Consider the following 12,747-nt stretch of genomic DNA (forward strand, 5'->3'; position numbering starts at 1 on the left):
GATATGGGGTAGAAAACACAATGTGAATAACAGCATGATAAGTTCCTCATGTTTCCCCTTTCTCTTTCCTTCCATACTATTAAACAAGACTATTCTAATACCCTTGAACTGCATTTAAAATTGGTTTAGTGTTATTATTTAATAAAGATCTGTGCAATGAAAACTCTTTCTGTCCGATATACCCTTAAGTATTCCTAATCAACATTATGCTGGTGAGTTCAAATATTTCTTAATTCAAACTCTAGTTCTTCTGCTCTTTTTCAAGATCCAAACAAGTAATGCAATAAAAACGACGTTAATTAAAAACGCAGAAATAACATAAGTTTCATCTGAAACGCCAATATACTTCCCTTTCGATTCTAAGAGATTCCTTACTTGCTTACTCCATAAAGAACCATTCAGCGAACTATCGTCTGCTCCAAATGTAATTTGTGCTGTTTCCTTATTGCTGCTTGTAATATTAACACCATAAAATACTGTATACCTATTGTTATAAAAGATAGGCATATAAGAATAGTCAGAAACTAAAGGCTTTACCTTTTTGGCAGGTAATGCTACGTACAAAATCGCAGAATAATTACCTACCCCTGTTTCAAATTGCTCTGCTTTAATAAACTTCGTGTTTGAAGGTAGATCAATATTATAAAAATGCTCAAAAATTTGAATATCTTCTTCCGAAAAATCTGTTAATTGGTAGTAATGCGGATCAATAATACATTTATGAAAATACCATCCATTAAACAATAATAAACAGGCACTTATTAAAATTATTAATACTGCCTTATATATAATCTTTAACTGTATCACAATGATATGCGCCCCCTCATAATGTGCATTACTTTTGGGAAGAATTAATTATTCAGATTTTATTTTTCTTTAAGGCAATCTGCAAATGCTTGTGCAATTGTTTGACCATCCTCTTGGGTATAATTATTAACAGTAAAATGATGTTTAAATTTCAGATAGACAGGATTGTTGGTGTTTAAATAGCACTCTGCATCCTTAGTAACTGCTTCAAATGAATTATTAAATCTGTTTTTGGAAAATTGAGAGTATCTTGTACTATAGCCGATGCTAACTTAAATAAATTAGCATCATTCATTCGTAATTTGAGATGAATGATAGAAATAAAAAAAGCCCCTCACAAATTCATTGAACTTGTGAGAGACCTCGTATGGCATTACATCTGGCAACCCCTTATGTCCAAACAGGGATCATAATTTTTTACATCATGCCGCCCATACCGCCCATGCCGCCCATGTCAGGCATTCCTGCGCCGCCGGCGTTTTCTTCCGGTTTGTCAGCGACAACGGCTTCAGTTGTTAAGAGCATTGCTGCTACAGAAGCTGCGTTTTGCAGAGCAGAACGTGTCACTTTTGTCGGGTCAACGATACCTTTTTCGATCATGTTTACCCATTCGCCAGTTGCAGCGTTGAAGCCTACGCCGATTTTTTCGTTTTTCAGGCGCTCAACGATGACAGATCCTTCAAGACCAGCATTGTGCGCGATTTGACGGATCGGCTCTTCAAGCGCGCGAAGCACGATGTTGATACCTGTTTGCGCATCGCCTTCAGCTTCCACTGCAGCGACTTTGTTGTATACGTTGACTAGCGCTGTACCACCGCCGGATACGATGCCTTCTTCAACAGCTGCGCGAGTGGAGTTGAGTGCGTCTTCGATGCGAAGTTTACGCTCTTTCAGCTCAGTTTCAGTCGCAGCGCCGACTTTGATGACAGCTACGCCGCCAGCAAGTTTCGCAAGACGCTCTTGTAATTTTTCTCTGTCGAATTCAGAAGTTGTTTCTTCCACTTGAGCGCGGATTTGGTTGACGCGTGCAGCGATTTTTTCAGTGTCGCCGGCGCCTTCTACGATTGTTGTGTTTTCTTTCGTTACCACAACTTTAGAAGCGCGTCCCAATTGTCCGATTTCAGTAGATTTCAGATCAAGGCCTAAGTCTTCTGTGATTACTTCTCCGCCAGTAAGAACAGAGATGTCTTCAAGCATTGCTTTACGGCGGTCACCGAAGCCAGGAGCTTTAACGGCAACAGCGTTGAATGTGCCGCGAAGTTTGTTGACAACGAGTGTAGCAAGAGCTTCACCTTCAACATCTTCAGCGATCAGAAGCAATGGTTTGCCTTGCTGTACAACTTGCTCAAGCACAGGAAGGATTTCTTGAATGTTTGTGATTTTTTTGTCTGTGATTAAGATGTATGGATTATCGAGAACCGCTTCCATCTTATCAGAGTCAGTCACCATGTAAGGAGACGCATATCCGCGGTCGAATTGCATACCTTCCACAACTTCAAGCTCAGTTGTGAATCCTTTAGACTCTTCGATTGTGATGACGCCGTCGTTTCCTACGCGCTCCATTGCTTCAGCGATAAGGCTTCCGACTTCCTCATCAGCAGCAGAGATCGCAGCAACCTGAGCGATAGACTCTTTGCCTTCGATCGGCTTAGAAATTTCTTTTAAGTTTTCGATTGCTACAGTCACGGCTTGTTCCATACCTTTACGCACGCCGACAGGGTTAGCCCCCGCAGTTACGTTTTTAAGGCCTTCGCGGATCATAGCCTGCGCAAGTACAGTCGCAGTCGTCGTACCGTCACCGGCAACGTCGTTTGTTTTGCTGGCTACTTCAGCTACAAGCTTCGCACCCATGTTTTCAAACGCATCTTCAAGTTCAATTTCTTTTGCGATTGTCACACCGTCATTTGTAATTAACGGAGAACCGAATTTTTTCTCCAGAACCACGTTGCGTCCTTTTGGCCCTAAAGTTACTTTTACAGCGTCAGCAAGCGCATCGACACCGCGAAGCATAGCGCGGCGTGCTTCTTCACTAAACTTAATATCTTTTGCCATGTTAACGAAACCTCCTCGAATTTTTAAAAATATTTATTTGCTTAGCCGATTACAGCTAAAATGTCGCTTTCACGTAAGATTAAGTATTCAGTACCTTCGTATTTCACTTCAGTACCGGCGTATTTTGAGAAGATAATGCGGTCGCCCTCTTTTACTTCTAAAGCAACGCGCTCTCCGCTTTCCAACACGCGACCTGAACCGGCTGCCACGATTTTGCCTTCTTGCGGCTTTTCTTTTGCAGAATCCGGTAATACGATTCCGCTGGCAGTTTTTTCTTCAGATTCTACGAGTTCAATGACAACGCGATCACCTAATGGCTTTAACAATGTAATAACCTCCTCAATAGTATGAATATGTAATTTTAGCACTCAGCTCTAAAGAGTGCTAACACAGTTATTATAATAAAGAATCTCACTTCCAATTTCAAGTCATAAGAATAAAAAATTTTCACGCTTACATGATTCTCTCTCACACTGATTTTCTCCTTTTTTCACGTCAAGTTCACTTGTGTTACAATAAGAACAAATAAGTTGATTTTATAGGATAAAGGAGTACATATCATTTGAGAAAACAGTATTGGTATATCATTTTGACATATGTTATCATGCAGCTTTCCGCATTGATCGGCATTCCTTTAATGTACAAATTCGGCTATGCGGGCGGGCACCCTACGAATGCGAATCTCACCATGGCTCAGGGGATTTATTCCGTCGTAAGCTTTTTTATCTGCCTGATTATCGTTCTCTTGATTTTGAGAACCGCGCCGAAGCAGACATTAAGAAACGGGAAGAAAGCATCCGCCGGCATGTCCGTTCTCTGGGCGGTCGCGGGAATATGGCTCGCTTTATTTTCTCAGGGAATCGCCGGGATGATTGAGCAGTATGTCTTTCATGTGGGCAGCGGTTCCGAAAACACGAAAGCCATTCTCAGCATTATTAAAGCCATGCCGCTCATGATTATCGTTTCTTCTATCGTCGGGCCGATTCTTGAAGAAATCATTTTCCGGAAGATCATTTTCGGTGTATTATATGAAAAAACGAATTTCTTTATCGCCGGACTGATCAGTTCCGTCATTTTCGGCATTGTGCACCAAGACCTCACGCACCTGCTGCTGTATACGGCCATGGGCTTTACCTTTGCGTTCTTGTATGTGCAGACGAAACGGATTATTGTGCCGATATTCGCCCATGTCATGATGAATACCATTGTCGTGGTCATGCAGCTCGGCCCCGCCCAAAAATATATTGAACAGCATAGTGAGCAAATGCAATTAATTATTGGAGGATTGTTTGTATGAGGAACCCAATGACTTGGGGCTTGATTTATTTCGCAGTCGGCTGTATCTTTACGTATTTGGCCGCAAGCTCTCCGGGAAGCATGTGGTCTTTTTATTCCATACTGCTGATGGTTTTCGCCGCTTATAATATCAGCATCTCGTTTAAAATGTTCGCTTTCTCATTTAAAGTGAAGAAAAATCAAAAATAAAAGAAAAGCCATTTCTCATCATTGAGAAATGGCTTTTTTTATGCTGATACGTCCTGATCGGATTCACTGCTGGTCTGCCTTTTCCGATACGCCGCTTTTGAGATAAGAATGCTGATCTCATATAAAATGCAAAGCGGAATGGTAATCATCAAGTGAGACAGCAGCTCAGGCGGCGCAATCATCGCGGCGATCACAAGCAGCACAAAATACGCGTACTTCCTGATCTTCGATAAAAACATCGGCGTGATAACACCGAGTCTCGTTAAAAACATGATCAGCACCGGCATCTGAAACAGCAGTCCGAACGGAATCGTCAGCTGCAGCAGAAAATGAAAGTACTCGGTGATCCCGATCACCTGGTTGACATCGAGGTCATTCGAGACCCGCTTCATAAAATCAACGACCAGCGGAAATAAAATATAATAAGAAAACGACACACCGCCGACAAACAGCACGATCGAAATCGGAATATAGCTGAGTGTTACTTTGCGCTCCTTCTCATACAGGCCCGGGCTGACAAACGCCCAAATCTGATAGAGAATAATCGGCGAAGTCAAAATGATGCCGATGATAAACGCGAACTGCAAAAAGATAAACAGCGGATCCGTCAGGTTAAAAGCATTAAGGGTGAGCTCTTTTACTTCATCGGCTTTTTGAAGATACACAATGATAGGTTTTGCCAGAAAAAAGCCGGCAATAAAGAAAACCGTAAAGGATAACGCCACAATCAGCAATCGTTTCCGAAGTTCGGCAATATGCTCCACAAGCGTCATTTGATTCACTCTCATACGCGTCATCCTATCTTACTGTTCTTCTTTCTTTTTTTCCTCTTCTTCACCGGCTAATCCCTTAGTAGCGTTCTTAAATTCACGAAGCGTGTCCCCCGCCGCTTTTCCTAATTCGGGAAGCTTCTTCGGACCGAAAATAATCACCGCCACCACACCGATAACCGCCAGGCTTCCAGGACCGATCATGTGCAGCTCCTCCTTTCGCTATTCAATTTCTTCCAAAACAGAATAATGCTTCAAGAAATAAACCAATGATTGAAGCTCTACAGCTAAATCTATATGATGAATTCGAATGTGATCCGGCACATTCAAACGGGCCGGCGTAAAGTTAAGGATTCCCTTGATTCCGAGCGACACGAGCCGGTCGGTGATTGACTGGGCGGCAACCGCCGGAACGGTAAGAATCGCCACGGGTTCATCCTTAATGTGAAGCTCTAAATCATTAAGATCAAAGACAGGCACACCGCCTACCTCAGTTCCTATTTTACTCTGATTCACATCAAAAGCCATAGATATTTTTGTGTTATTATTTTTTGTGAAATTATAGTGAAGAAACGCCGTCCCTAAATTCCCGACACCGATCAAAATGACGTTCGTCGTTTCATCCTGATCCAGTGTTTTTCTGAAAAATGACAGCAGGTAATCCACATTATAGCCGTATCCTTTTTTGCCGAGCGCCCCGAAATAGGAAAAATCCCGGCGGATCGTGGCCGAATCGACTTTTACCGCGTCGCTCAGTTCAGCTGATGAAACGCGCTGTTTTCCTGACGCGTGTAAATTCTTTAAAAAGCGATAATAAAGCGGCAGCCGTTTTGCCGTCGCCTGTGGAATTTTTGATTGATCCTTGTTCATGATTGGTCCTCCACTTTATACTCAGATGCATCTCTTTTAAAATCACCGTTTTTGCCTCCTGTTTTTTCCATGAGGCAGGTCGGGCCGATGACCATTCCTTTATCCAGCGCCTTACACATGTCATACACGGTCAAAGCGCAGACTGAAGCGGAAGTTAGCGCTTCCATTTCCACACCTGTACTCCCTTTCGTTTTTACGCTAGCCTGTATATGAAGAACGGCTTCGGAATCCTTTTCCTCCCAGCCGAATGAAATGTCGACGCTGCTTAAAGAAAGCGGGTGGCACATCGGGATAATCGCTGACGTCTGCTTTGCGGCCATAATTCCGGCCACCTGTGCGACAGCCAGCACGTCTCCTTTTCCGATCTCGCGGTTTTTGATTCTGCTGTACACGTCATGCTTCATGTGTACGCTGGATATCGCAGCGGCAGTACGGACTGTTGAAGATTTATCGCTTATATCCACCATGCGGGCACGGCCTTCTTCATTAAAATGAGAAAATCCATTCATATTTAAACTCTCCTTACTTCTGATCATACACTATTTTCTCCCTGATGTCTTATCCTATAATGTTCCAATTCTGATGTATTGTTTGCTGACAGCAGGTTGATAAGCTACACTTAACTTATTATAACAGAGGTGAAATAATATGATGATCTTACAAATTAATCAGCTATCCAAATCTTTTGGCGCTGATCCTATTTTAAACAATATAAAGCTTGAAGTCAGATCTCGGGATCGCATCGCCATAGTAGGCAGAAACGGAGCCGGCAAATCAACTCTCCTTAAAATTATCGCAGGTCACCTTTCATATGAAAAGGGTGAATTAATCAAACCGAAAGAATTAACGATGGGATACCTTGCCCAGCACACAGGCTTGGAATCCCAGCTTACCATAAAAGAAGAACTGCTGAGCGTTTTTGATTTCCTGAAAGCAATGGAAAAAGAGATGCGCTCTATTGAAGAAAAGATGGCCACGGCCGCCCCCGCGGATCTTGAGACGCTGATGAAAACCTATGACAGGCTTCAGCAAGATTTCAAGGATAAAGGCGGCTATCAATATGAAGCGGATGTCCGATCTATCCTTCACGGCCTCGGCTTCGGAAAATTTGACGATTCCGTGAAAGTGCAAAGCCTGAGCGGCGGCCAGAAAACAAGACTTGCGCTCGGAAAACTGCTGCTGACCCAGCCTGATCTGCTTATTCTGGATGAACCGACGAACCATCTCGACATCGATACGCTTACATGGCTTGAGCATTATTTACAGGGATATTCAGGCGCCATTCTGATCGTCTCCCACGACAGATACTTTCTTGATAAAGTCGTCAGCCAAGTGTACGAGGTCTCACGGACAGAAAGTAAAAAATATCTCGGCAACTACAGCGCCTATTTAGAACAAAAAGCTGAGCAGTACGAGAAAGACCTGAAGCTGTATGAAAAACAGCAGGACGAAATCGCCAAGCTTCAAGATTTTGTCGACCGCAATCTGGCCAGAGCTTCTACAACGAAAAGAGCCCAAAGCAGACGAAAACAGCTTGAACGGATGGACGTCATGGCAAAGCCGCTCGGTGATGAAAAATCAGCCGCCTTCCGTTTTGACATTACAAAACAGAGCGGAAACGACGTCCTGCGCGTACAGGATGTTTCCATCAGCTATGACGGCCAGCCGCCGCTCTTGAAAAACCTGACCTTCGGCATTACAAGAGGCGAAAGCGCCGCCCTCGTCGGACCGAACGGAATCGGCAAATCAACCTTGCTGAAAACCATTATGAACACGCTCAGCCCCGAATCCGGATCGATCACGTACGGTTCCAATGTCACAATCGGCTATTATGATCAGGAGCAGGCTGAACTGACCTCGTCCAAACGCGTGCTGGACGAGCTGTGGGATGAATATCCGGACATGCCGGAAAAAGAGATCAGGACATGCCTCGGCAACTTCCTGTTCAGCGGAGACGATGTCCTGAAACCTGTCCGTTCTCTAAGCGGCGGTGAGAAAGCAAGAGTCGCGCTTGCCAAGCTGATGCTGCAAAAAGCAAACTTTCTCATCCTTGATGAACCGACAAACCACCTTGACCTGGACAGTAAAGAGGTGCTGGAAAACGCCCTGATTGACTACCCGGGAACACTGTTATTTGTATCGCATGACCGCTACTTTATTAACAGGATCGCCACAAGAGTGCTGGAGCTGTCACCTGATCATGCAGAAGAATATTTGGGTGACTATGACTATTACACCGAGAAAAAAGCCCAGCAGCTGGAACTGGAAGAAATGAAGCGGCAGGAAAAAGAGCAGGCTCAGCCTGCCGGCAAGGTCAAACAGGATACGAAAAGAACTTACGAGGAAGAAAAAGAATGGAAGAAGAAAGAACGGCAGCGCCTGAGACGCATTGAAGAAATTGAAGCTGCCGTCTCATCCGCCGAAGAGAAAATCAGCGCCAATGAGGAGCTGCTGTGCGATCCTGACGTGTATCAGGATCATGAAAAGGTACAGACCATTCATGCGGAGAATGAAGCTCTGAATCAAGAGCTCGAAAACTTATTAGCAGAATGGGAGGAACTCTCCTCAGAAGAATAGAAAAAGTCAAGCACCTCTTTAAGGGGGTGCTTTTTTATCCACAGCTATCCTCCTTGTCAGCCATGTAGGTAAACGTTTTATACACACTATCCACAAAATTTTCTGACTTTATCCACTTTACTAACAACTTACAGCCCCTTATCCAGCCTGGATTTTTGGATATATTCACAATCCTGTGGATATGTTAGAATTATCTGTTAATAAGTAAAAAAAAGCCTCATGTTTTACAACGTGAGACGATCAAAGGATGTTAATTCCAAACCGGGCTGTCCGTTCATATCATATGAGCCCCGAATCCCCTTTTCAAAAGCAACGGTTCCGGCAGCCGCAATCATCGCTGCATTGTCCGTGCATAAAGAAAGCGGCGGGATGATAAGCTCGGGATCTCCCGAATGGCTGAATTCCTGCTGCAGTGCGGCTCTCAGCCCTTTGTTAGCGGCTACGCCCCCTGCCAGCAGCACTTGTTTAACCCCGTATTCTTTCGCGGCCTTAGAGGTTTTTGCCGTCAGTACATCAATGACACTCTGCTGAAAGCTTGCGGCAAGATCCTCCGGAGGAATCACCTCATTTTTTTGCGAGGCGTTATGAAGCGTGTTAATCACGGCTGACTTCAGGCCGCTGAAGCTGAAATTGTAAGACCCTTCTTCCAGCCACGCACGCGGAAGCGGAATGGAATCCGTTCCCACAGCAGCCAGCTTATCAATCTGCGGCCCTCCCGGATAAGGAAGCCCCATCGTTCTTGCCACTTTATCGTAAGCTTCGCCTGCGGCATCATCCAGTGTTTCACCGATAACCTCGAATGAACCGTGCTCTTTCATATAAACCAATTCCGTATGTCCGCCTGACACAACCAAAGCAAGCGCCGGGAATTGAAGCTCTCCTATCAGCCTGTTTGCATAAATATGGCCCGCGATGTGATGGACGCCGACTAACGGTATTTGATGGGCAAAGCTTAACGCCTTTGCCGCATTGACTCCGATTAACAGGGCTCCGACAAGTCCGGGTCCTTCCGTTACGGCAATCGCATCAAGATCATCAAAGCCCATCTCCGCTTTTGAAAGAGCTTCCTCAATCACAAGGGTAATCTGCTCCACATGATGTCTGGACGCTATTTCAGGCACGACCCCGCCGAAACGTTTATGGCTTTCAATTTGAGAAGCGACAACGTTTGAAATAATTTCATTCCCGTTTTTTACGACTGAGGCCGCTGTTTCATCACAGCTTGTTTCGATTCCTAATACATAAATATCTTGTTTTTCACTCATGTAATGTCACCCACATTAATAACGCATCTTCTCCGTTATCTGTATAGTATTGTTTTCTGATTCCTCCGGCCTGAAGACCGAATTTTTTATATAAGGATTGGGCGGGATGATTTGAGACCCTGACTTCGAGAGAGAGCCTTCTTGCCTTTTTTTCTCTGCACAATTCTATCGCAGAGCGAAACAACGCTTCTCCCAATGATTGGCCCCGATATTCCGGCTTAATGGCTATGTTCGTAATCTGCGCGTCATCTATAATAATCCAGATTCCGCAATACCCCGCCAGACAGCCGTCCTTTTCAATGACAAGGTAGTGGGCATACGGATTTTCCAAAAGCTCATGATAAAATGAATCCTTCGTCCACGGAGAAGTAAAGGATGCTGTTTCAATTTCATAAATTTGATCAATATCTTCCGGCCGCATGCTTCGAATCGCCGTTTTCGTTTTCATCCCTATCACCCTATTTTTGAGATTCCATCCACTTCGCTTCAGCCTCTGCCAGACGCAAATAATCCGGAACAAGGCTGTGGACATCCGCTTCCTCTTTTTCCAAGCCTAAAAACGCCAGCTCTGACGGCCGCGGATTATGCTGTGCAGCCGTTCCAATCACTGCTTGAGATGTCAATTCATGAAGAATGGTTTCTTCATGAATGGCTGTATCGTGCCCTAAAAATAAAACCGGAGACGCTTTTTCTTTCAGCATGCCGAGCCAATCAGTCAAAAGGACATTCTGATCAGGAATAACGGATCGTAATCGGCCGTCCTGATATTCATAAAGCCCCGTATATACCTGTCCGCGCCGGGCATCAAATAACGGGCAGATCAGTCCTTGAAAGTGCCGTCCGTTAGCCGCCAGCACCTCCAGACTCGAGACAGCGGAAACCGGAAGCTTCAGCGACCATGCCAATGTTTTTGCCAGCGTCACACCGATTCTGACACCTGTGTACGAACCCGGTCCTTTCGCCACCGCTATTTTCGTAAGGTCCTGCGGTGTTAGGCCGCAATCCTTCAGCAATGAATTGACAGCAGGCATGGCCCGCACGGAATGATTCTTTTTTAAATATGTAATATACTCCGCCATCACCGTTTTGTCACGAACGAGCGCGGCACCCAGTGTGTAATTTGACGTATCAATTGCCAGTATTGTCATGTTTATTTATCTCCTCACAAAGCGTTTCATACCGTGTTCCGCAAGCCGTAAAGGTAATGTCCCTTGCCTCATCACCGGCTCTTGTGATGACGATCTGCAGCCGTTCAGCAGGCAGCTGATCCTGAATTAAATGAGCCCATTCAATTAAACAGACGCCTTGTCCCTCAAAATATTCTTCAAGCCCTAAGTCTTCGCTTTCATCCTCCATACGATACACATCCATATGATATAGAGGAAGCGAACCGTCATGGTATTCTTTTATAATTGTAAAAGTCGGGCTGTTTACCACTCTCGTGATTCCCAGTCCTTCGGCAAAACCCTTTGTAAAAGTCGTTTTTCCCGCGCCTAAGTCGCCTTCCAGTGTCAAAATGTCTCCCGGCTTTGCCAAAGAAGCGGCAAGCTTGGCTACGGCTTTCGTTTCTTCGGGGTTTTTCGTTCTCCATTGTAATGTCTTCAAAGTGAGTCACCCGTCTTATTTAAAATGATTGTATCCTTTTTTCTCAAGGACGATTTGTCTCTGATCATTGGCTGTCAAAAGAACACATGCTTCCTTCCGTTCAGATACCGCTCCTATCTTCGCAATCGGAATGCCCGATTGAGTGCAGTAATCAAGCAAAGAGGTCCACTCTTGCTGAGAAACCGTTCCAACCAATTCAAAATCTTCACCGCCGAATAACACCCATTTCTTCCACTCAGAATCTGCCTCAGGCAAATCCGGATGCACCGGCAGAAGTTGTTCTTTAATTTCTATCGTAACTGAACTTGCCGCAGCTATTTCATGCAGCTCACTGGCCAATCCGTCACTGATATCATTCAGAGCCGCGCGCTGAAGCTGAGAGCAGAAGCGGCCGACCTGAACTCTCGGAACGGGCCGTTTATGTTTTTGGATAAAATAATCAGTCGTATGAAAAGCAGAAGGGAGTGTTTCTCCCAATAAAAGAGACAGTCCTGCTGCGGACGAACCGATATCCCCTGTAACAAACACAGCATCTCCGGGTCTTGCCGAGCTTCGCAGACAAGCGCAATCCTTCTCAACTTCTCCGATGACAGTAACGGTAATTACGGCTTGACCGGAAGCGGAGACGGTATCTCCCCCGATCAAATCCATTTGATATAGTTTCGCCAGTTCCGCCATTCCTTCATACATTGCCTGGACGTCAGCTTTCTGCCAGCAAGAAGGAACCGCTAGAGACACCAAATAAAACTTCGGAATGCCTCCCATCGCCGCCACGTCACTAATGTTAACAGCAAGCGCCTTATAACCGATATCATGAGGAGAGGAATACTCTAATTTAAAATGGACATTCTCCACCATTGTATCAAGGCAGACAATTTGCTGCATATGGGGTGATGCTGTATAAACCGCACCATCATCACCGATCCCTACATCGACGGAAGGATGATAATGCGAATGTGGCGTAATACTGTGAATCAAATCAAACTCATCCATATATCTCCCGTCTCCCTTTCTGACGCTCTTGTGAAATACAGCTCTTTCTAGTGTATCGGATTATGTTTCAATATCCAAGACTTTAACGATATAAAAGAAAGCTTGGTTAGATACCAAGCTGCCAGTATTTAAAAGAAAACACAAAAAAAAACGAAAACATGATCGTTTCGTTTACAATAAAAATGGCGGTCCGGACGGGACTCGAACCCGCGACCTCCTGCGTGACAGGCAGGCATTCTAACCAACTGAACTACCGGACCATTTATTTTTTGGTTGCGGGGGCAGGATTTGAACCTGCGACCTTCGGGTTATGAGCCCGACGA

At 44.8% G+C, this 12,747-nt stretch carries 15 protein-coding genes and 2 tRNA genes (1 of these 17 cut by a window edge); 3 read left to right on the forward strand and 14 right to left on the reverse strand.

Annotated elements, in window-relative coordinates; genetic code table 11:
- Positions 1 to 234 precede the first annotated feature (234 nt).
- From ABK447_RS17385 to groES, 3 genes are all read right to left on the reverse strand, one after another.
- On the reverse strand, positions 235 to 807 hold the full coding sequence (locus ABK447_RS17385; protein WP_015239293.1) for a hypothetical protein: 573 nt from the start codon (positions 805 to 807) through the stop codon (positions 235 to 237).
- A 417-nt stretch (positions 808 to 1,224) separates the two neighbouring features.
- Positions 1,225 to 2,859, reverse strand: coding sequence for a chaperonin GroEL (gene groL / locus ABK447_RS17390; RefSeq protein ID WP_003155941.1), 1,635 nt, complete (start codon positions 2,857 to 2,859; stop codon positions 1,225 to 1,227).
- A 41-nt stretch (positions 2,860 to 2,900) separates the two neighbouring features.
- Entirely contained in the window at positions 2,901 to 3,185 is a 285-nt protein-coding gene (gene groES / locus ABK447_RS17395) for a co-chaperone GroES (RefSeq protein ID WP_003155970.1), read from the reverse strand.
- A 236-nt stretch (positions 3,186 to 3,421) separates the two neighbouring features.
- On the opposite strand from groES, the gene ABK447_RS17400 reads away from it, so the two are divergent.
- Positions 3,422 to 4,156 (forward strand): CPBP family intramembrane glutamic endopeptidase, encoded by a 735-nt coding sequence (locus ABK447_RS17400; RefSeq protein WP_007408860.1) that lies wholly within the window; start codon positions 3,422 to 3,424, stop codon positions 4,154 to 4,156.
- The gene (locus ABK447_RS17405) at positions 4,153 to 4,344 is read left to right on the forward strand and encodes a YdiK family protein (RefSeq protein WP_003155975.1); all 192 of its coding nucleotides are present in this window, start codon (positions 4,153 to 4,155) and stop codon (positions 4,342 to 4,344) included. The genes ABK447_RS17400 and ABK447_RS17405 overlap by 4 nt, the downstream gene beginning before the upstream one ends.
- 38 nt (positions 4,345 to 4,382) lie before the next feature.
- On the opposite strand, the gene tatC is transcribed toward ABK447_RS17405, so the two are convergent.
- Genes tatC through moaC form a run of 4 tightly spaced genes read right to left on the reverse strand, consistent with a single transcriptional unit; the run spans position 4,383 to position 6,493 of the window.
- Positions 4,383 to 5,141, reverse strand: coding sequence for a twin-arginine translocase subunit TatC (tatC, locus tag ABK447_RS17410; protein WP_094032596.1), 759 nt, complete (start codon positions 5,139 to 5,141; stop codon positions 4,383 to 4,385).
- Between the two features lie 6 nt (positions 5,142 to 5,147).
- Positions 5,148 to 5,318 carry a twin-arginine translocase TatA/TatE family subunit gene (locus ABK447_RS17415; protein ID WP_003155981.1) on the reverse strand — a complete coding sequence of 57 codons (171 nt, stop codon included), beginning with the start codon at positions 5,316 to 5,318 and terminating at the stop codon, positions 5,148 to 5,150.
- Between the two features lie 18 nt (positions 5,319 to 5,336).
- The gene (locus ABK447_RS17420) at positions 5,337 to 5,984 is read right to left on the reverse strand and encodes a redox-sensing transcriptional repressor Rex (RefSeq protein ID WP_003155984.1); all 648 of its coding nucleotides are present in this window, start codon (positions 5,982 to 5,984) and stop codon (positions 5,337 to 5,339) included.
- Positions 5,981 to 6,493, reverse strand: coding sequence for a cyclic pyranopterin monophosphate synthase MoaC (gene moaC / locus ABK447_RS17425; protein WP_003155986.1), 513 nt, complete (start codon positions 6,491 to 6,493; stop codon positions 5,981 to 5,983). The genes ABK447_RS17420 and moaC overlap by 4 nt, the downstream gene beginning before the upstream one ends.
- 139 nt (positions 6,494 to 6,632) lie before the next feature.
- On the opposite strand from moaC, the gene abc-f reads away from it, so the two are divergent.
- Complete coding sequence (gene abc-f, locus ABK447_RS17430; RefSeq protein ID WP_033574939.1) at positions 6,633 to 8,561, forward strand: ribosomal protection-like ABC-F family protein; 1,929 nt, start codon at positions 6,633 to 6,635, stop codon at positions 8,559 to 8,561.
- 224 nt (positions 8,562 to 8,785) lie between these two features.
- On the opposite strand, the gene tsaD is transcribed toward abc-f, so the two are convergent.
- The 7 genes from tsaD to ABK447_RS17465 form a co-directional block, all read right to left on the reverse strand.
- Positions 8,786 to 9,826, reverse strand: a complete 1,041-nt coding sequence (gene tsaD / locus ABK447_RS17435; RefSeq protein ID WP_007408855.1) for a tRNA (adenosine(37)-N6)-threonylcarbamoyltransferase complex transferase subunit TsaD — start codon at positions 9,824 to 9,826, stop codon at positions 8,786 to 8,788.
- Positions 9,819 to 10,274 carry a ribosomal protein S18-alanine N-acetyltransferase gene (gene rimI / locus ABK447_RS17440; protein WP_003155993.1) on the reverse strand — a complete coding sequence of 152 codons (456 nt, stop codon included), beginning with the start codon at positions 10,272 to 10,274 and terminating at the stop codon, positions 9,819 to 9,821. The genes tsaD and rimI overlap by 8 nt, the downstream gene beginning before the upstream one ends.
- 10 nt (positions 10,275 to 10,284) lie before the next feature.
- A complete protein-coding gene (gene tsaB, locus ABK447_RS17445) occupies positions 10,285 to 10,974 on the reverse strand; it encodes a tRNA (adenosine(37)-N6)-threonylcarbamoyltransferase complex dimerization subunit type 1 TsaB (RefSeq protein WP_033574938.1) in 690 nt (229 codons plus the stop codon).
- Entirely contained in the window at positions 10,955 to 11,431 is a 477-nt protein-coding gene (tsaE, locus tag ABK447_RS17450; protein ID WP_007408853.1) for a tRNA (adenosine(37)-N6)-threonylcarbamoyltransferase complex ATPase subunit type 1 TsaE, read from the reverse strand. The genes tsaB and tsaE overlap by 20 nt, the downstream gene beginning before the upstream one ends.
- 15 nt (positions 11,432 to 11,446) lie before the next feature.
- Complete coding sequence (gene thiL, locus ABK447_RS17455; protein ID WP_033574937.1) at positions 11,447 to 12,424, reverse strand: thiamine-phosphate kinase; 978 nt, start codon at positions 12,422 to 12,424, stop codon at positions 11,447 to 11,449.
- A gap of 183 nt (positions 12,425 to 12,607) precedes the next feature.
- Positions 12,608 to 12,684, reverse strand: a tRNA-Asp gene (locus tag ABK447_RS17460).
- Positions 12,685 to 12,694: 10 nt separating this feature from the next.
- Positions 12,695 to 12,747 (reverse strand) — tRNA-Met (locus ABK447_RS17465) (it continues 24 nt past the right edge of the window).

Source organism: Bacillus sp. hwrm1 (assembly GCF_040207805.1).
Lineage (GTDB): Bacteria > Bacillota > Bacilli > Bacillales > Bacillaceae > Bacillus > Bacillus velezensis.

Bases quoted from the DNA above. Each gene is read 5' to 3' on its own strand.
- ABK447_RS17420 (WP_003155984.1), bottom strand. From the start codon at position 5,984: ATGAACAAGGATCAATCAAAAATTCCACAGGCGACGGCAAAACGGCTG.
- ABK447_RS17415 (WP_003155981.1), bottom strand. From the start codon at position 5,318: ATGATCGGTCCTGGAAGCCTGGCGGTTATCGGTGTGGTGGCGGTGATT.
- ABK447_RS17405 (WP_003155975.1), top strand. From the start codon at position 4,153: ATGAGGAACCCAATGACTTGGGGCTTGATTTATTTCGCAGTCGGCTGT.
- rimI (WP_003155993.1), bottom strand. From the start codon at position 10,274: ATGAAAACGAAAACGGCGATTCGAAGCATGCGGCCGGAAGATATTGAT.
- thiL (WP_033574937.1), bottom strand. From the start codon at position 12,424: ATGGATGAGTTTGATTTGATTCACAGTATTACGCCACATTCGCATTAT.
- groL (WP_003155941.1), bottom strand. From the start codon at position 2,859: ATGGCAAAAGATATTAAGTTTAGTGAAGAAGCACGCCGCGCTATGCTT.
- moaC (WP_003155986.1), bottom strand. From the start codon at position 6,493: ATGAATGGATTTTCTCATTTTAATGAAGAAGGCCGTGCCCGCATGGTG.
- tsaB (WP_033574938.1), bottom strand. From the start codon at position 10,974: ATGACAATACTGGCAATTGATACGTCAAATTACACACTGGGTGCCGCG.
- tsaD (WP_007408855.1), bottom strand. From the start codon at position 9,826: ATGAGTGAAAAACAAGATATTTATGTATTAGGAATCGAAACAAGCTGT.
- tatC (WP_094032596.1), bottom strand. From the start codon at position 5,141: ATGACGCGTATGAGAGTGAATCAAATGACGCTTGTGGAGCATATTGCC.
- abc-f (WP_033574939.1), top strand. From the start codon at position 6,633: ATGATGATCTTACAAATTAATCAGCTATCCAAATCTTTTGGCGCTGAT.